This window comes from Phyllobacterium sp. 1468 (assembly GCF_031455525.1).
Lineage (GTDB): Bacteria > Pseudomonadota > Alphaproteobacteria > Rhizobiales > Rhizobiaceae > Phyllobacterium.
On record NZ_JAVDSX010000004.1, the window covers coordinates 104,465 to 123,143 of the forward strand.

Annotated in this window: 13 protein-coding genes; 6 read left to right on the forward strand and 7 right to left on the reverse strand. The window is 57.4% G+C overall.

Features of this window, described 5'->3' with window-relative positions:
• The first annotated feature begins 64 nt into the window (after window positions 1-64).
• Genes J2X72_RS12520 through J2X72_RS12530 form a run of 3 tightly spaced genes read left to right on the forward strand, consistent with a single transcriptional unit; the run spans window position 65 to window position 5,123 of the window.
• Complete coding sequence (locus tag J2X72_RS12520; RefSeq protein WP_310072383.1) at window positions 65-754, forward strand: response regulator transcription factor; 690 nt, start codon at window positions 65-67, stop codon at window positions 752-754.
• The gene (locus J2X72_RS12525; protein ID WP_310072385.1) at window positions 751-2,151 is read left to right on the forward strand and encodes a HAMP domain-containing sensor histidine kinase; all 1,401 of its coding nucleotides are present in this window, start codon (window positions 751-753) and stop codon (window positions 2,149-2,151) included. The genes J2X72_RS12520 and J2X72_RS12525 overlap by 4 nt, the downstream gene beginning before the upstream one ends.
• On the forward strand, window positions 2,148-5,123 hold the full coding sequence (locus tag J2X72_RS12530; protein WP_310072387.1) for a bifunctional [glutamine synthetase] adenylyltransferase/[glutamine synthetase]-adenylyl-L-tyrosine phosphorylase: 2,976 nt from the start codon (window positions 2,148-2,150) through the stop codon (window positions 5,121-5,123). The genes J2X72_RS12525 and J2X72_RS12530 overlap by 4 nt, the downstream gene beginning before the upstream one ends.
• Before the next feature lie 8 nt (window positions 5,124-5,131).
• On the opposite strand, the gene J2X72_RS12535 is transcribed toward J2X72_RS12530, so the two are convergent.
• Window positions 5,132-7,459: an ATP-binding protein gene (locus tag J2X72_RS12535; RefSeq protein ID WP_310072389.1), complete on the reverse strand. Its 2,328-nt coding sequence runs from the start codon at window positions 7,457-7,459 to the stop codon at window positions 5,132-5,134.
• Between the two features lie 252 nt (window positions 7,460-7,711).
• A complete protein-coding gene (gene pepN, locus J2X72_RS12540; RefSeq protein WP_310072391.1) occupies window positions 7,712-10,357 on the reverse strand; it encodes an aminopeptidase N in 2,646 nt (881 codons plus the stop codon).
• Between the two features lie 265 nt (window positions 10,358-10,622).
• On the opposite strand from pepN, the gene J2X72_RS12545 reads away from it, so the two are divergent.
• The gene (locus J2X72_RS12545) at window positions 10,623-11,537 is read left to right on the forward strand and encodes a DMT family transporter (protein WP_310073021.1); all 915 of its coding nucleotides are present in this window, start codon (window positions 10,623-10,625) and stop codon (window positions 11,535-11,537) included.
• Between the two features lie 2 nt (window positions 11,538-11,539).
• Here the strand turns inward: J2X72_RS12545 and J2X72_RS12550 are convergent, their stop codons facing one another.
• The 3 genes from J2X72_RS12550 to J2X72_RS12560 form a co-directional block, all read right to left on the reverse strand.
• Window positions 11,540-12,787, reverse strand: coding sequence for an MFS transporter (locus J2X72_RS12550; protein WP_210001802.1), 1,248 nt, complete (start codon window positions 12,785-12,787; stop codon window positions 11,540-11,542).
• A 93-nt stretch (window positions 12,788-12,880) separates the two neighbouring features.
• Window positions 12,881-13,711: a uracil-DNA glycosylase family protein gene (locus tag J2X72_RS12555; RefSeq protein WP_210001804.1), complete on the reverse strand. Its 831-nt coding sequence runs from the start codon at window positions 13,709-13,711 to the stop codon at window positions 12,881-12,883.
• A 51-nt stretch (window positions 13,712-13,762) separates the two neighbouring features.
• A complete protein-coding gene (locus J2X72_RS12560) occupies window positions 13,763-14,374 on the reverse strand; it encodes a hypothetical protein (protein WP_310072394.1) in 612 nt (203 codons plus the stop codon).
• 257 nt (window positions 14,375-14,631) lie between these two features.
• Between J2X72_RS12560 and J2X72_RS12565 the strand changes: the two genes are divergently transcribed.
• Complete coding sequence (locus tag J2X72_RS12565) at window positions 14,632-16,296, forward strand: electron transfer flavoprotein-ubiquinone oxidoreductase (RefSeq protein ID WP_310072396.1); 1,665 nt, start codon at window positions 14,632-14,634, stop codon at window positions 16,294-16,296.
• Here J2X72_RS12565 and J2X72_RS12570 read toward each other — a convergent pair.
• A complete protein-coding gene (locus tag J2X72_RS12570; RefSeq protein WP_310072398.1) occupies window positions 16,244-17,299 on the reverse strand; it encodes an endonuclease/exonuclease/phosphatase family protein in 1,056 nt (351 codons plus the stop codon). The genes J2X72_RS12565 and J2X72_RS12570 overlap by 53 nt on opposite strands.
• Before the next feature lie 495 nt (window positions 17,300-17,794).
• Between J2X72_RS12570 and J2X72_RS12575 the strand changes: the two genes are divergently transcribed.
• Window positions 17,795-18,151, forward strand: coding sequence for a VOC family protein (locus J2X72_RS12575; RefSeq protein ID WP_310072400.1), 357 nt, complete (start codon window positions 17,795-17,797; stop codon window positions 18,149-18,151).
• A gap of 2 nt (window positions 18,152-18,153) precedes the next feature.
• Here J2X72_RS12575 and J2X72_RS12580 read toward each other — a convergent pair whose 3' ends face one another.
• Complete coding sequence (locus tag J2X72_RS12580) at window positions 18,154-18,600, reverse strand: MarR family transcriptional regulator (protein WP_310072402.1); 447 nt, start codon at window positions 18,598-18,600, stop codon at window positions 18,154-18,156.
• Window positions 18,601-18,679 lie beyond the last annotated feature (79 nt).

Consider the following 18,679-nt stretch of genomic DNA (forward strand, 5'->3'; position numbering starts at 1 on the left):
CGCTTTTTCTGTCTGCGATGTGCGATACTTCACTCATTCGTCAAAACCGGCTTAATATACTGCCATGAAGATTCTTGTGATCGAAGATGACCGCGAAGCGGCCCGTTATCTAGAGAAGGCTTTCACCGAGGCGGGCCATTCTGCGGATATCGCTGGCGATGGCGAAACCGGTTATGCGCTGGCGGAGCAGGGAACTTACGACGCCCTTGTCGTTGACCGCATGCTTCCGCGTCGCGACGGTCTATCGGTCGTTGCGGCTCTGCGCGCTCAAGGCAATGATACGCCCGCTTTGATCCTTTCTGCTCTCGGTCAGGTCGATGATCGTGTCACCGGCCTCAGGGCGGGTGGCGACGATTACCTGACAAAGCCTTACGCCTTCTCGGAGCTCTTGGCCCGCATCGAAGTCCTGCAAAGGCGATCGAGCCCGAAAGAGGCGGAAACCGTCTACCGCGTTGGCGATCTCGAACTCGACCGCCTCTCGCATACCGCCAGACGGGCCGGTCAAGTCATCATCCTCCAGCCGCGCGAATTCCGTCTGCTCGAATATCTGATGCGCCATTCCGGACAGGTCGTCACGCGAACAATGCTGCTGGAGCATGTCTGGGACTATCACTTCGATCCGCAGACCAATGTCATCGATGTGCACGTCTCGCGCTTGCGTGGCAAGATCGAAAAGGGCTTCGAGACACCCCTTCTACACACGGTGCGTGGAGCCGGCTACATGCTGAAGGCGGCCGCCGGAACCAATGCATGAGCCGTTTTCGTGCAATGATGAAAATGACAGCCGTGCGGCTGTCAGCGCTGTATCTCGTACTATTCACGATCTGCGCGCTGGTGCTGGTATTTTATATCACCAGTTCCTCCGTCCGGCTTTTGACGACGCAGACCGAGACGGCCATCAATGAAGAAATCGAGAGCATCGGCCAGGTCTACCAACGAGGCGGTATCGTCGGTCTCGTGCGAACGATCGATCGGCGCGGACGTCAGCCGGGCGCTTACCTCTATCTCGTAACGGACCCAGCAGGGCGCATTGTTGCAGGCAATGTTCAGAGTATCGAGGTCGGCGTTCTGCAGACCGAGGGCTGGATCGAGCGCCCCATCACCTATGAGCGTTATAATGAGGGTAGTGATCCGCAGGTCCACACGGCCATTGCGAGGGTCATCGTCATGCCGAACGGTATCAGGGTCATGGTGGGCCGCGATCTGGGCGAGCCGGAACAGGTCCGGCTCGTCGTGCGCCGCGCGCTCATGGCCGCTCTCGGCATCATGGGTGTCGGGGCATTTCTGATATGGTTCTTCGTCGGGCGGCGTGCGCTGCAGCGTATTGACGAAGTATCGGTCGCTTCGCAGCGCATCATGGGCGGCGATCTGGCGGGGCGGCTTCCCGTGAGCGGATCCGGAGATGAGTACGACCGCTTGTCGGAAAATCTCAACGGGATGCTGGCACGCATTCAGGAATTGAACGAAGGCGTCAGGCACGTCTCCGACAACATCGCGCATGATCTGAAAACGCCGCTGACGCGTATGCACAATCGCGCTGAATCGGCGCTTTCAAGCGCCAAGACGACGAAAGCTTATCGCGCCGCCATGGAAGGCATGATCAGCGACTCCGATCAGTTGATCCGTACCTTCAATGCAATTCTGATGATCTCGCGCCTTGAATCGGGCTATTCGACCGAGATCATGGAGCAGATTGCGCTATCGACGATTGCTGAAGACGTTTTCGAGTTATATGAGCCTTCGGCCGAGGAGGCGGGCGTCAAGCTTACGCTAGGACCGATTGACGAAACGCCGGTCAAGGCGAACCGCGAGCTGATCGGCCAGACCATTTCCAATCTCGTGGACAACGCCATCAAATATGCGGGCGTCAGCGACAATCCGGTAGAAGTAACGCTGTCGGTAGAAAAGCACGACGACAAGGTCAAGGTTACCGTCGCCGATAACGGTCCCGGAATTCCGGCAGATCAGGTGGCTCGTGCGACCGAACGCTTTGTGCGGCTGGAGGAAAGCCGTTCGCAACCGGGGTCCGGATTGGGTCTCAGTCTTGCCAAGGCCGTCATGAAATTGCACGGTGGCACATTGGAGTTGACTGACAATGCGCCGGGGCTACGGGCTGTCCTCGTTTTTCCGGTGGGAGAGGAGAATGTATGAGTTCCGGAGCGGCGGGTGCTAGTGCGCCTTTCTTTGCGCAGGCCTTGCGCGATCTGGAACCATTGGATACGCAGAATGCCGAAGCTTTGCTCCGTGACCTCCTCATGCGCGCTTCGGAAAAGGAATGTGCCGGCGTCGGCACATTGACTGCCGACAAGCCTGCAGCCGCCTTTGTTGCAGCGGTCCTCGATCTCTCCCCTTATCTGCGCGCCATTCTATTGCGTCGTCCCCAAATCCTCGAACCACTGTTCGAGATGCCGTTGTCCAAGCGCCTGGAAGCGCTGATGTTGGAAATTGCAGCGACGAGCGAAGGCGACGATGTCACCGAAGCCGACCTGATGACTGCGCTTCGGCAAGCAAAGCTCAAGGGCCATGTGCTGATCGCATTGGGCGACCTGTCCGGTCAGTTTGCAACCTCCGAGACGACGTTCTGGCTGTCACGGTTGGCCGAAGAATGTCTTGGCGCCGCGGTGCGGTTCCTGCTGCGCGACGCTCATGAGGCGGGCAAGCTCAATCTGCTCGACCCGACCCATCCGACGGAGGATACAGGCTGGATCATTCTGGCGATGGGAAAGTTTGGCGCATTCGAGCTGAACTATTCTTCGGATATCGACCTGATCGTGTTCATCGACGAACAGAGCCCGGCGATTGCCGATCCCTACGAATGTGTCGAGACCTTTTCGCGCTTGACACGCCGCCTTGTCCGTATCCTGCAGGATCGCACCGCCGATGGGTATGTTTTCCGTACTGATTTACGGTTGCGGCCGGACCCGGGCTCAACACCGTTGGCCATCCCCGTCGTTGCCGCCCTCAACTACTATGAAGGTCGCGGCCAGAACTGGGAACGGGCCGCCATGATCAAGGCACGACCGGTAGCCGGCGACATTGAGGCGGGAAAGCGGTTCGTGGCAGAACTTGCACCTTACGTCTGGCGCAAATATCTCGACTATGCAGCGATTGCCGATGTTCATTCGATCAAGCGGCAGATCCACGCGCACAAAGGCCATGGTGAGATTGCCGTGCGCGGTCACAATGTGAAGCTTGGTCGGGGCGGCATTCGCGAGATCGAGTTCTTCGTACAGACGCAGCAATTGATCGCCGGTGGCCGCTTTCCGCAGCTGCGCGGTTCCAGCACTGTCGATATGCTTGGCGCCCTGCATGGCCTCGGCTGGATCAGCGAGGAGGCGCGCTCCACGCTGGTGCAGAAGTACGGTTTTCTGCGTGATGTCGAGCACCGCATCCAGATGATTGCTGACGAACAAACGCACATGCTGCCTGAGGACGACGAGAATTTCCTGCGTGTCGCCCACATGATGGGCTACCACGATGGCGAGACCTTTGCCGAGGATTTTCGGGCAGCACTCAAGACTGTGGAAACCCACTACGCCGCCCTGTTCGAGCAGGCGCAGGACCTGACCGCCGAGGCAGGCAATCTGGTGTTCACAGGTGACGTCGATGATCCCGATACGTTGAAGACACTGGAGAAGTTCGGCTTTGAGCGGCCGAGCGATATCTGCCGGGTCATCCGCACCTGGCATTTTGGCCGCTATCGCGCAACGCAATCAGCGGAGGCGCGCGAGCGCCTGACCGAATTGACGCCGGTGCTCCTGCAGGCTTTCGGCGCGACCAGCCGCGCCGATGAGGCGCTGATGCGTTTCGATGGAATGATCAAGGGTCTGCCGGCGGGCATCCAGCTCTTCAGCCTGCTGCAATCCAATCCGCGCCTGCTCGACCTTTTGGTACTGATAATGGGCGCTGCCCCGCGGCTCGCCGACATCATCACCCGCAAGCCACATATTTTTGACGGCATGCTGGATCCTGCGATCTTCGCGGATGTGCCGACGCGTGCCTATCTGGCCGAACGGTTGGAAGGGTTTCTTGGCCCTTCAAAGGTTTATGAGGATATTCTTGACCGCCTGCGTATTTTTGCGGCCGAGCATCGCTTTCTCATCGGTATCCGGCTGTTGACCGGCGCGATCAGTGGCGGACGGGCGGGCAAGGCCTTCTCGCATCTGGCCGATCTCGTCATCGACAGGGCCCTCAAAGCCGTCATGGACGAATTTGCCAGCAAACATGGCAGCATCAACGGCGGGCGCATTGCCATTCTTGGCATGGGGAAGCTTGGCAGCCGGGAACTGACAGCGGGGTCCGATGTCGATCTCATCCTGCTCTATGACCATGATGAGCATGCCGAGGAGTCGGATGGGGAGAAGGGGCTCGCGCCCTCGCAATACTATATGCGCCTGACCCAGCGACTGATCGCGGCGCTGTCCGCGCCAACGTCGGAAGGCGTGCTCTACGAGGTCGATTTCCGCCTGCGCCCATCCGGCAACAAGGGTCCGGTCGCCACGCACATCGACGCCTTTCGCAAATACCAGCTTAATGACGCGTGGACCTGGGAGCATATGGCGTTGACCCGCGCCAGGCCGGTTGCCGGCGATGAGACGTTGTTTGCTGAAATCGAAGAGGACGTCAGCGATATCCTGGCCATGCCTCGCGATCCGGTAAAGATCGCCAAGGATGTCGTGGAAATGCGCGCGATGATCGAGGCAGAGAAGCCGCCGAGCGATGCGTGGGATCTGAAGCTCGTTGCCGGCGGAATCATCGACATCGAATTCATCGCGCAGTTTGCGGTATTGACGGGCAATGTTGACGGGCCAGCAAATGCGCAACCCACCGCGGAGGTCCTCGAGAAGTTGAAGCCGGACTTCGCCGATCCAGCCGTGACTGACAACCTCGTCGAAGCGGCGCATCTCTATACGGGCATCACCCAGATCATTCGCCTGTGCCTGAACGGTGACGTGAAGCGCGAGGATTTCCCGCCGGGACTGTCTGAATTGCTCTGCCGCGCCTGTGATCTGCCTGATATGGAACGTGTCGAAAGCCAGCTGGCGGAGACCGCACAATCGGTGCGGAAGACATTCGATGCCCTGCTCGGGAAGGCCCGCGATAAGGCGAAATCGTCGAAGTAGGCGGTGCCTCAGGCTTGGTCCATTGCCCGCGTCGGTATGCGTACCGAAACGATTGTACCGACACCCTCGGTGGAACGTATCTTCAATGCTCCACCATGTAATTGGGTCAATGAGCGAGAAATGGCGAGGCCCAATCCCGAACCTGCGTGGGATTTTGTAAATTGATTTTCCACTTGTTCAAAGGGTTGGCCGATTTTCTTCAGCGCTTCTTTGGGTATGCCGCAGCCCGTATCCTCGATAGTGAATACAAGCGCACCTGATACCTTCCGCGCTCGAACAGAGATACGCCCGCCCGTATCGGTGAACTTCACGGCATTCGACAGCAGATTGATCAATATCTGTTTGATTGCACGGCGGTCGGCATTGAGTGTGACGCTTTCCGCGATCCTGGTATCGACCTTCACGTCCTTTTCCTGTGCCTGCAGCGACACGACGCGCACGGTTTCGCGGATGAGCGGGCAAAGATCGATCTCTTCGCGATCCAGCGAGAAATGCCCAGCCTCGATCTTCGACATGTCGAGTATGTCGTTGATCACATTGAGAAGGTAGTTGCCGCTGGTATGGATGTCGTGGACGTATTCCACGTAGCGATCGGAGCCGAGCGCGCCAAAAGTTCCGGAATGCATGATTTCCGAGAAGCCGATGATGGCGTTGAGCGGCGTGCGCAATTCGTGTGACATATTGGCGAGGAATTCTGATTTCGCCCGGTTTGCCGCTTCTGCACGCTCTTTCTCGACAGCATATTTGCTGTTGAGTTCTGTAAGCTCCAGCGTGCGTTCAATCTCGGATTTGCGCGCAAGGCTCAGGTCGTGAATTGTCGCCATCAAGCGGCGTTCGCTGTCGACCAATCGTTCTTCGTGCACTTTCAACTGGGTGATATCGGTACCCACTGACACGAGGCCCCCATCCTGCGTGCGGCGCTCATTGACCTGTAGCCATCGGCCATCGGCCAACTGCCGCTCGAACGTCAGCGCGCCATTGCGACCGTGTTCATTGGCCATCCGCTTTTCCAGGGCGACGGCGCGGATACGCGGCTCGAGCTCCTCGCGGCCGATGCCTGGCAGAAAGCACTCATTGGCGAGCCCTGAATATTCGTTGAACTTGCTGTTGGACATGACCAGACGGTTATCGGCATCCCACAGAACGAAGGTCTCCGAGATGCTTTCGATCGCTTCACGGATACGCTGATCGGCCTGTGCAGTCGCTTGAGCGAAACGGTGCTGTTCGCTGACATCGACAGCGACGCCGACGAGATGCAGATCGCCGACATTTGCATCTGCGACTTGCGCTCGCACCCGCATCCATACCCAATGCCCTTCCGCATGGCGCATGCGGAAGACGCGGTCCATCTGGCTTATTTCACCGGCCGCCACCTGCGCCGCAAGGCTGTAGAGTTTGTCGTCGTCCGGATGGATGATCGACGATATGTCGCCAAGGGAGAGAATGGCGTCGTAAGCCTCGTAGCCGAGCATTTCATACATGGAGCGCGACCAGTAAACCCGCCCACGCGCCATGTCCCAATCCCACAGTCCGCAGCGGCCGCGCGCCAGTGCCGTGTCCACCCGTGCTTGCGTGTGCTGGTAGAGCTCGTCCGCATCCTGTGCGCGAGCCGCCTGGCTGAAATAGGCATAGAGCACGATCAGCATGATCGTGGCTGTACCGGCAAACATCGTGACGTTGATCGAGACGACGCGACGCCAGTCGGCGAAGATGGCCTCTACCGGGTGCATGACGAAGACTGAATAGGCGCCATTGCCCGAACGGCTGAAGGCGGCAAGGGCAGGCGTGCCTTCGACTTTTACGGGCATTGCGCCTGCCCGGTCTCCAAAGAGGAAGAGCGGCTGTCCTTCGGTAACGAAACGCTCGAGATTTTTGCTACGCCAATAATCACTGCCATCGGATGAGACCACGATGTTCGCTTCATCATTCGCGATGGCAAACCACATGCCCGACGGGATCAGATCGTTGGCGCGGATTTCACTGATAATGTTCTGCAAGTCACCCGCACTCAGTTTTTGGCCGCCATTCATGCGATTGTCGATGACGCTCGCCACATGGGTCGCGGCCATCGACAAGGTTGCGCGAGCTGTACGCTCCGTGTCGTCACGCCAACCGAGAAGCGACATCGAGCGCGCGAGCGCCAGTGCGAGCAGGAAGACGATGATGAGGGGTGGAATCGCCCGGCGAAGATAAGGCTCGGCGGCTAGCAGCTTGCCATAGGCGGGATCGGCGAGAAGTTTTATGTGACCCGAAAGCCGGTTGCGCCCCCGCGCATTGTTCCGGTTTTTGGCATAAATCTTCCCCGTCGGCGCGCGATACGCGTCCGCATTTGCCATTGAATGGCCCCCTCATTTTACCATTGTAATCAGTGATTTGCTTCGGCACGCCGCACATCCGAAGCACCTGTAGTGAATCAAAACTGATTCTGCGTGTCTAGTCCCTTTGTTAAATATTTATCAATACTTATGGCGGGCCAAAACTATAGATCAGACGACGAGTCATAACTCCTTGAAATGACTCAAGATACCCTCGGGCGACGCCCGAGGACCATCGATAAGGGGGCAGTGGATAACCTCCGGAACGGCTTCTCAAGCCAGCGTCCGCTCGACAATATCCCGCACATCGGCCGAAAGTCCCGTCTCTTTGGCGATGGTCGCCAGTGATTCACGGGCATGCTCACGTCGCACTGGTTCGAACGATCGCCACGAGCGCATCGCCGTCAGAAGGCGTGCGGCAAGCTGCGGGTTCTTTTTGTCGATGGTCAGGATTGTCTCGGCAAAGAACTTGTAGCCGGCACCGTCGGCGCGATTGAAGCCTGTCTGATTACCGCTGGAAAACGCGCCGATCAAAGCCCGGGTGCGATTGGGATTGTCAAGCGAGAACAGCTTGTGGGTCATCAACGCGCGCACCTTGTCCAGCGCTCCATTTCCCGGTTGCATTGCCTGCACCACGAACCATTTGTCCATGACGAGCGGATCATTGCCGAAACGCGCCTCGAAGGCCTGCAGCGCATGGTTTGTCGCATCACTGTCGCCGAAGCGCTGGACAAGCACACCAAGCGCAGCCGCCCGATCTGTCATATTGTCGGCATTTTTGAACTGCGCTGCGGCCCGCTTCGAACTGCTCTCGGCGACGCTCAGATAATCGAGCAGCACGTTGCGCAGCGCTCGGCGTCCGGCTCCGGCCGCATCCGGCTTGAACGAGCCCTCCTGCGCGAGCTCGCTATAAATTTGCGCGAATTTCCCCGCATGTGCTTCGGCCACGGCGCTGATCAATGCATCACGGCTGCCGAGAATGGCATCCGGGTCGATATTCGCACCAAGTTCCCGCGCAATGTCGCTTTCGGACGGGATACTGAGGCACAGCGCCCGAAATGCCTCGTCCAGCGTTACGTTAAAGGCGATCTCGCCGAGGAGTTTGATCGACGAGTTCTCGATCGTCGCAGGCTTGCCGCCGCGGACGCGTTTGGCATTGCTCGTCAGTTTGGCGTTGAGCAGCTGGGTAAGGGCTTGCCAGCGCGTCACCTCATCGCCGTCGTTGCGGGCGAGGAAGGCGAGGTCGGTCCGGGTCAATTCGCTGGTAAGCGTCACAGGTGCCGAAAAGCCACGCAGCAGTGAAGGGACCGGCCGTTCCGGGATGCCGGAAAAGCTGAAGCGTTCCTTGCGCTTGCGCAGATGGATGACGTCGTCCTTGACCAGTCCGCCCTTCGCTGAGCGCGGCCTGAGCTCACGACCTTTGGCGCCGAGCAGCGCAAACTGCACGGGGATGTGCATCGGCTTTTTCGAAGTCTGGCCCGGTGTCGGCTTCAGCGACTGTTCGATCTCGATTTCGAAAGTCTTCGTCGCCTGGTCATAGTCGTAGGTGATGGCAAGATTGGGTGTTCCGGCCTGGTCATACCAGAGCGCGAACTGGCTGAGATCTTCGCCCGACGCATCCTCGAAGACCTTGATGAAATCCTCGATGGTGGCGGCATCGCCATCGTGACGCTCGAAATAGAGGTCCATGCCTTTGCGGAAGAGATCCGGCCCGAGAATGGTACGGATCATCCGCACGACCTCTGAACCTTTTTCGTAGACGGTCGAGGTGTAGAAATTGTTGATCTCGCGGAACTGACGCGGACGCACCGGATGGGCGAGGGGCCCGGCATCTTCCGGGAACTGATGGGCCTTGAGGCCCTTCACCTCGGCGATACGTTTGACGGCGCGCGAACGCATGTCTGCGGAAAATTCATGGTCCCGGTAAACGGTCAGCCCTTCCTTCAGGCAAAGCTGGAACCAGTCCCGGCAAGTGATTCTGTTTCCTGTCCAATTGTGGAAATATTCGTGAGCGATCACCGCTTCGATCCCTGCGTAATCCGTATCGGTTGCTGTATCGGGATCGGCTAGCACGTACTTGTCATTAAAGACGTTAAGCCCCTTGTTTTCCATGGCGCCCATGTTGAAATCGGACACCGCTACGACATTGAACACGTCGAGATCATATTCACGGCCGAAGACATCCTCGTCCCATTTCATCGAACGCTTGAGCGCATCCATGGCATAGAGTGCGCGGGGCTCCTTGCCGTGCTCGACATAGATGCCGAGATCCACATGACGCCCCGAAGCGGTTGTGAACGTATCGGTAATCACACCAAGATCGCCGGCGACAAGCGCGAACAGATAGGCAGGCTTCGGATGCGGATCATGCCAGACGGCAAAATGCCGGCCGTTGGTAAGTTTGCCCTTATCTTTTGGATTGCCATTGGACAGTAGCAATGGTGCTTCGTTGCGCTCGGCTTCAATGCGAACCGTGTAGACGGAGAGCATATCCGGCCGGTCGAGGAAATAGGTGATGCGGCGAAAACCCTCCGCCTCGCACTGCGTGCAATAGACGTCGCTCGACCGATAAAGGCCGGTCAACTGCCGATTGGTGGTCGGATTGATCTCCGTGGTTATTTCGAGCGTAAAGGCGCCGTTTTCCGGCAAGCCGCGAATCTCGAGACGATCAGGCGTCGCTACGTAGGCATTGTCGCCAAGAACGGCGCCGTCGAGGCGGATATCAACCAGCTTGAGGTCGTCGCCGTCCAGAATGAGTGGAGCGTCGGCTGCAACGCCCTCCCTGCGCTCGATCTGCAGCGTGGATCTGACGACGGTGCGCTCGGGATGGAGACTGAAATCGAGATGTGTTTCGGGTATGAGAAAATCAGTGGGCTTGTAATCTTCCAGATGAAAAACCTGGCCGGTATCGGTACGCATCGTCTAACTGTGTCCTTATTGATGGCGGCGACCCTATCGATCTTTCTTGTGGGGCACAACAAATGCCGATTTGTTTGGTTCACAAACGCAACGTGAATGACTGCCCACTGGTGTGGCCGCTTAAACCATCCTAAAGATATATCAGTTTACAATTCCACACCGCCGCCGACTACTCTTTCTTCCAGGATGTAAAACCGTGTCTACTATCGTTCACCCGCGAGATGGTGAACCACTTGTCGCAGATCGTGCGCGCAGCACCAATGTCATGCTGGGAATTGGCCTCAAGGTCGCTTCGGTCTGCGTATTCGTCTGCATGTCGAGCCTCTTGAAAGCATCTGACGGTATTCCGGCGGGCCAACTGGTGTTCTTCCGCTCTTTCTTTGCAATTTTTCCGGTCATCGCCTTCATTGCCTGGCAGGGACAGATGGCTGTGGCATTCAAGACGCGCGAGCCCTTCAGCCATTTCTGGCGCGGCTTCGTCGGCGTCAGCGCCATGAGCCTTAGCTTTTATGGTCTGACCAAGCTTCCCTTGCCTGAGTCCATTGCAATCAGTTACGCGACGCCGCTGTTGACCGTCGTATGCAGTGCAATTTTCCTACGCGAGACAGTGCGGCTCTATCGCTGGTCGGCGGTGTGCTTCGGTCTCGTCGGCGTCGTGATTATCCTTTGGCCGCGCATGTCGTTCTTTACCGGGGAAACAGAGTTCGGTGCGGATCAGGCTGTCGGCGCGTTGGCGACACTGGGCGGTGCAGGGCTGGCCGCCATTGCCATGCTGCTCGTGCGCAAGCTGGTGCAGACGGAACGCACCCCGACCATCGTCGTTTACTTCTCCATCGCCTCAAGCGTCATTGCGCTGGTGAGCCTTCCATTCGGCTGGGTCTGGCCGACTGCCTTTCAGGCGACCTGTCTGATCTTCGCCGGGATTGCGGGCGGCGTTGCGCAAATTCTTCTCACAGAGAGCTACCGCCATGCCGACATGTCGGCGATTGCCCCATTCGAATATACGTCCATGTTGCTGGGGCTCGCCCTCGGCTATCTGCTCTTCGGTGATATCCCTACGGCGGAGATGATTACCGGAGCAGCAATCGTCATCAGCGCCGGCATCTTCATCATATACCGCGAGCGTCGGCTCGGCCTCGCCCGGGCACGCGCCCGCAAGGTCTCGACGCCGCAGGGATGACCTTATTCTTCCTGGGCCGCCTCGCTCAGGGGGTGCAGCTGGAAAGTCTCTGGAGTATGCGGCCGGTCATGCGGGCGAATGGCGAAATCGGGACGCTCCGAGGGGGCCTGCGACGCACGGCGAAGGCTGCGCCAGAACGCATAGAAACCATAGACCGCATAGCTGATTGCCATCGTGACAAAGAATCCCGAAGGGCCATTCAGATCCATCAAACGCCCGGCGATCTGCGGGCCGATCATGCTGCCGACACCATAGACGATGAGCAGGCCACTGGAGATCTTGACGAATTCACTGGGTTCCGCGAAGTCGTTGGCATGCGCCACATTGAGCGAATAGATCGGAAACAGCACCGTCCCGAAAACAAACATCAACGTATAGACCACCCATGGCGTGACGGGCTGAACCATGATCATCGTCAGCGATATCGCGACACCGCCGATCCCGGCCACGACCATTACGTAGCGCCTGTCGACGAAATCCGAGATACGGCCGATGGGGTACTGGAAGATTGCGCCGCCGATCATAGAACTCGCGATCATGGTTGCAATGCCAAAAGTAGACAGGCCTATCTCGCGGCCGTAGATCGCCGCAAGGAAGTTCCATGCACCCGCAATGATCCCCGCCAGAAGCGAACCGATCAACGCAGCGGGTGATTTGCGGTAGAGCCCGGGAAGGTCCAGCGATACCTGCGTCAGCGGACGTGGAGACTGCGCATTTGAAAGGCCTGTCGGCACCAGAGCACCGGCATAGATCAACGCCCCGATCATGAACAAAGCCTGTGTCGCGGCGTCGCCGAACGGCAAAATATACTGGCCAACCAGAAGTCCGATCATGGAAACGATCATGTAGATCGAAAACACCATGCCGCGCGTCGAATTGGTGACGCGCTCGTTCAGCCAGCTTTCGATCACCATGTAGCTTCCCGCCAGCGAGAAACCCGCCAATGCGCGGAACAGCGTCCATGCCCAGGGATCGATGATCAGACCGTGCATCAGCATCGACATGCTGAGGAGCGTCAAGAGCACGGCAAAAACACGGACATGCCCGACACGCCGCACGAGACGCGGAACGATGATGCAGCCGCCGGTGAACGCCAGCGCGTAACCGGTTCCCAGCCAACCAATGGTTGTCGGCGACCAGCCTTCCATGCCCGCGCGCAACGGGAGCAGGATTCCCGCGAGGCCCCCTGCCGTCAGCATCAGAAAGGTGCTGGTCAATAATGCCGCGATGGGCAAGAGCTGGCGAAACATATATGTATCCTGCGTTTCAATGCCCGAAACTACAGGCTTGGCTTGGCGCGCGAGCCTGAAATTACGACACGGCCATTCCAGTTTTGCGCCAATCTAGTCCGTCAATGCACGCAGTCGTATTTTGACGTTGACGAGATCGCGCCAGGCGAAGCGCTTTTGGGCAGGATTTCGCAAAAGATAAGCCGGATGCAGCGTCGGCATCACCGGGATCTGGATGCCGGACGCAGTCAGATGGGCTTTCCAGTTTCCGCGCAGGCGCAAAATACCTTCTGTCGCATTGGTAAGCGCTTTGGCGGCCGGGCCGCCAAGAGCAACCAGCAGCCTTGGATTGACGAGTTCAATCTGCCGCTCGAAGAATGGGCGGCAAATCTCCGTTTCAAGCGGCGTCGGCGTGCGGTTGCCAGGTGGACGCCATGGAATGGTATTGGCGATATAGACGTTGGTCCGGTCGAAGCCGATGGCCGCAAACATGCGATCGAGCAGTTGCCCCGAACGGCCGATGAAAGGAATACCCTCGAGATCTTCTTCACGGCCCGGTGCCTCACCGACGAACATGATCGGAGCCGCGGGATTGCCGTCGGCGAACACGAGGTTCTTGGCGGTGAATTTCAAGTTGCAGCCGTCGAATGCGGCGAGTTGCTCGCGCAATTCCTCCAGCGTCGTTGCACTTGAAGCCGTCTGCCGCGCCATCGCAATTTTGGCATCGTCCGGGACCGAAGCCTTGCTGAGGATAGATGGAGCCGGTTGGCTAGCTACTACCGGCTGTTCAGGTCGCTGCGGCTGGGAAGGTCGAGCGGCCTGCGCGGGCGAAGCGGCAACGCGCTTTGCCTCGATTTGGGAGAAGCGGTCGACCGGCGCATCTTCGAGCGGCGTATCGACGCCGGCCTCGGCATAGAAATGCAGCAGTTCGCGCAAATTGGTCAAGCTATAATCCTTTTGTCTCTGAAGTCGCAAATTGCCGGCACAATTGCAAGGTCAGGAGGAAGGAATGCGCGGCTCCTGCACCAGATAAAACACGCGTTTAGGTGTGAAATCAGCAATAGGAAAATCAAAGCTCGCACCAAAGCCAGGATCGATCTTGCCATCCCGAAACACCATGCGATCATAGGGCTCGAAGTCATCGCTGAAAGTGCCGTAACCGGTCGATTTGATCATGCCCCTCTTGTCACCTGGCTGATAAAAGGAAAGCCCATCGCCATAATCGCTTGGCACGTTAAGCTGTTCCTGCAGTTCAAACTCGAACTCGACCCATGGATGACCGCTGCTGTTGGTTGCCCTGACGCGCAGATAGAATAGAATCCCGGCATCCTCGCTTGGGTTAAGTTGCGCTACTTTTTCGGTGCGAATGATGAGTGTGGTTGGCGTCACGGAGGGGAATTCTTCCGTAAGGATGATTGGATCCTGCATCGTTCCTGTGCCACTGATGGACCGAATGACGAAGCCCCCAAGCTCATCGGAAAATGAGTAAGGCCCCGCAGTCCAAAGCCGCGGGTCTTCTTGTGCCGATGCTTTTGGGGCGGAACCGACGAAAAGCATGCAGATGGCCATTATGCCACGCAGCATCCAGTCCGTGCGGTATCGTTTCATCAGGTCTCCCATCGGTTGGCATGCGAGACAATAAGCTGAATTATGACTGAAACCGCATCCTGTGCAAACACTCTATGAGAGCGGAAAATATTGACGTTTACGTTAAAGTTATTTAGATTCCGCCAACCGTCGTGAAATGAGGGCAATTGGCCGCATCTGGAATGCATGACTGTCTATGTCATATGGCTATTGTTGCGTTGCCAATCGGGAAAATACTGCACAAAAGTGCATGCGGGAATGATCATCAGGAGGATTGCATGAGCGAGGTAACCGAACTTCCAGAGCGCGAGAGCATGGAGTTTGATGTCGTCATAGTTGGAGGAGGGCCGGCCGGCCTGTCCGCAGCGATCAAGCTCAAGCAGATCAATCCGGAATTGTCGGTTGTTGTCCTGGAAAAAGGCGGCGAAGTCGGTGCGCACATCCTTTCGGGCGCCGTGGTCGACCCGATCGGCGTCGACAAGCTCCTGCCGGGCTGGCGTGACGTGGAAGGGCATCCCTTCAAGACGCCGGTTACAGCCGATCATTTTCTGGTTCTCGGACATTCCGGCTCGATGCGTCTCCCGAATTTCGCCATGCCGCCGCTAATGAACAATCATGGTAATTTCATTGTCTCGCTCGGCAATGTCTGTCGCTGGCTCGGAACCAAGGCAGAAGAACTGGGCGTGGAAATCTACCCGGGCTTTGCGGGCTCGGAGGTGCTCTACGACAATGGCGCCGTTATCGGCGTTGCCACCGGCGACATGGGCATCGAAAAAGATGGCAGTCCCGGGCCGGCCTATACGCGCGGTATGGCTCTCCTTGGCAAATATGTCCTGATAGCAGAAGGCGCGCGCGGCTCGCTCGCCAAGCAATTGATCAACAAATTCAAGCTCGACGAAGGTAAGGAACCGGCGAAATTCGGTATCGGATTGAAGGAATTGTGGCAGGTTGACCCGGCAAAGCACAAGCTTGGCCTGGTGCAGCATTCGTTCGGATGGCCGTTGGACATGAAGACGGGCGGTGGGTCATTCCTCTACCATCTTGAGGACAATACGGTCGCCGTCGGCTTCGTCATGCACCTCAATTACAAGAATCCCTACCTTTCGCCATTTGAGGAGTTCCAGCGCTTCAAGACCCATCCGTCCATTCGTGGCCTCTTCGAAGGGGGCAAGCGCCTGGGCTATGGTGCGCGCGCGATCACTGAAGGCGGGTGGCAATCGGTTCCGAAGCTGTCCTTCCCCGGAGGGGCGCTGCTCGGCTGCTCGGCTGGCTTCGTCAATGTGCCGCGCATCAAAGGCTCACACAATGCCATGCTCTCCGGCATGCTGGCCGCCGAACATGTGGCGGAAGCGATCGCCGCCGGGCGATCCAATGACGAGCTCATTGCCTACGAGAACGCTTGGCGCTCGAGTGAGATCGGCAAGGATTTGAAGCGTGTGCGTAACGTCAAGCCCATGTGGTCGAAGCTGGGCACAATCGGTGGGGTCATGCTTGGCGGCCTCGATATGTGGCTCAACACGATCTTCGGCGGCTGGTCACCCTTCGGCACGTGGAAGCATGGCAAGACCGATGCGGCCTCACTCGAGCCTGCGAGCAAATACGTCCCAATCGCCTATCCGAAGCCCGATGGCGTCCTGACATTCGACCGTCTGTCGTCAGTATTCCTGTCGAATACCAATCACGAGGAAAACGAGCCGGTTCATCTGATAGTCAAGGATATGAGTTTGCAGAAAAGCTCTGAGCTCGAAGTCTATGCCGGACCGTCGGCACGCTACTGCCCGGCTGGTGTCTATGAGTGGGTCGAGGAGGCAACCGGGCCGAAGTTTGTGATCAACGCGCAGAACTGCGTGCACTGCAAGACGTGCGATATCAAGGATCCCAATCAAAACATCAACTGGGTGCCACCACAGGGCGGCGAAGGTCCGGTCTATCAGAATATGTAACTGCCAAACCGCTCTGTCTCAATACCGTTTGCCGATCTGGACCGCCATTGTCATCGACGCCGCTGATCGTAAAGCGAAGCAGCAGCGGCAAATGATCCGAGCCGACAGGCTGCAGTGTTTCAACTCGCGTTTGGATAATTCGGTCGGAAACGAGGATGTGATCGATCGGCAGGCCAATCCAGCGCGCCGCATGCGCCAAGGAGCCGTTGACGAGCCAGCTCGGCCGTAACCCTTCGGCTGAAGATGTCTTGCTCGCTTCGGTGATGGTTTTAAGTGTCTGGCTCCAGGATGTCGCGTTGAAATCACCAGCGATAATCATTGGACCTTGCAGCCGCTCGAAGAAAGGTTGGATCGTCGCAACATTTTCGGCTTGCGAATAGGGCCACGGCCAGTCGAGATGGATTGCGGTAACAATGGCGCTGCGTCCACCGAAATCAATGCGTGCTAGACCAATCAGGCTGTCGACACATTGTGGCGTGGTTCCGAGAGCGAACGGGCGGCGGGAGAGAATGGCAACGCCGCCAATGTGACTGCGGTTCGGGCAGTAAAGATTATAGGGATAGCGTGCTTCGATCGCTTTCAGTTTGGGGCGCCAAGCGGTGGATACTTCCTGCAAGGTGATGACATCAGGCGTTTCTTGCGCGATCAAGCGAAGGACGTCCGCCTGGTGAGGATTGTCGTAGCGCAGGTTGAGCTGCATCAGTTTGTATTCCGGCTGGGCTGTCTTCGCCTCTGCGGAAGGTGCAGGGGAGGGAACAAGCACTGTACCAAGTGCGGTCAGTGCCAGCACCATTGCCATCAAACCTTCTCGCCACAGTCCGAGAACAAGGGCCGGGATGGCCGATATGGCCATCAACACTGCAAGATGCATGCGGAAATGCGCAAAGGAATCGAACAGCGGATGGGCCGCACCGAAAAACCCCAATACCAGCGGCAGCGAAAACATCACCGGTATCAATACGGCGGCAAGTCTAATCCACGATAGCCTGTTTTCTGTCGTCATGCTCCGCATTAAACCGGCAATTGCGACGCAATCAAGATGGCAGTGCTTGTGATCTCGGGACAACCCGCAGCGCCGCTAAGCAGCCGCTGATGCAACCCCTGCATTCGTTGTGTTCGACGATGATTCCAGCAATTTTTGGAGGCGTTTTGGAGGCATAAGCGGCACGTATCGAGTGAACCGGTACATCGGGGAAGATTGGCTACTCCGACTCCGGCAAAGCCTTGCCTTTGAAACTTGGAGGTGCACTATGCGGTTTTTGCCGTTTAGCGTCACACTGAGAATGAAGAGAACCCGGATAAGCTGGTCACTCAGCGTCCGGGTTCAAATCAAATAGTCAGCAAAACGAGGGGCGGATGAATATCCGCTCCTCACTCCAAACCGAAATATAGCAGCTTATCCATTGTTTCCAAGCAGTGCCGTTTTGGACTTTAGACGCATGACAGAGATGATTAGTGTGAGATCTCGGACGAGACTCAACCTTGAGGAGGATGTCCCGTGGTCGTAAAACGCATCGTTCCAAATTTCGCACATCCTGACCCCGGCAGCGTTCGTGACTTCTACGGAAACTTGCTGGAACTGAAGGTCGTCATGGACCATGGATGGATTCTGACATTTGCATCCGACATTGCGGCAAAGCCGCAGATCAGCATCGCCAGCGAAGGAGGGTCAGGCACTCCCGTGCCAGACATTTCGATCGAAGTGGACGATGTCGATATGGTCTATGAGCGGGCGAGAACGGCCGGCTATGAGATCGCATATGATATCGCAGATGAGCCTTGGGGCGTCCGCCGTTTCTACGTCCGCGACCCAACCGGACGATTGGTCAATATCTTGACCCATGCTGTTGATTGAGATCACAAGAGCTTCTTCAAGCCGTGTAAAAGTCGATCATGCTCGCCGTCTGTGAGCAGTTCTTCAAGTTTGCGATGGGATTTTTTCCATATCGGCACGACTTCCGAAAGCAGGCGCATACCGTCCGGCGTCAGCGCCATGAGGCGGCTACGTTTGTCAGCGGGATCGACCACCACCGTCACCAAGCCCCGTCGCTCCAGCGGCTTGAGGGCAGCCGTAAGTGTAGTGCGATCCATCGCGAGCAATGAAGCTACCGAACTCAGATTGGGTGGCGACGGCCGGTTCAGCGACATCAAGAGCGAAAACTGTCCGTTGGTGAGGTCGTAGGGCCGCAAGGCTTCGTCAAAGCGGCGCGCAAGAGCACGCGCAGCCCGTTGTACGGCGAGGCACAAGCATGTATCGCGAACATGGATCGTTGTTTCGAAAGGAACAGAAATCGGCTTTGACATAGCCTATATATGTTGATATCAACGTAAATGTCAACATCCAGACACGAGCCATCTATAAAATTCGGTCGATCATGAGAAG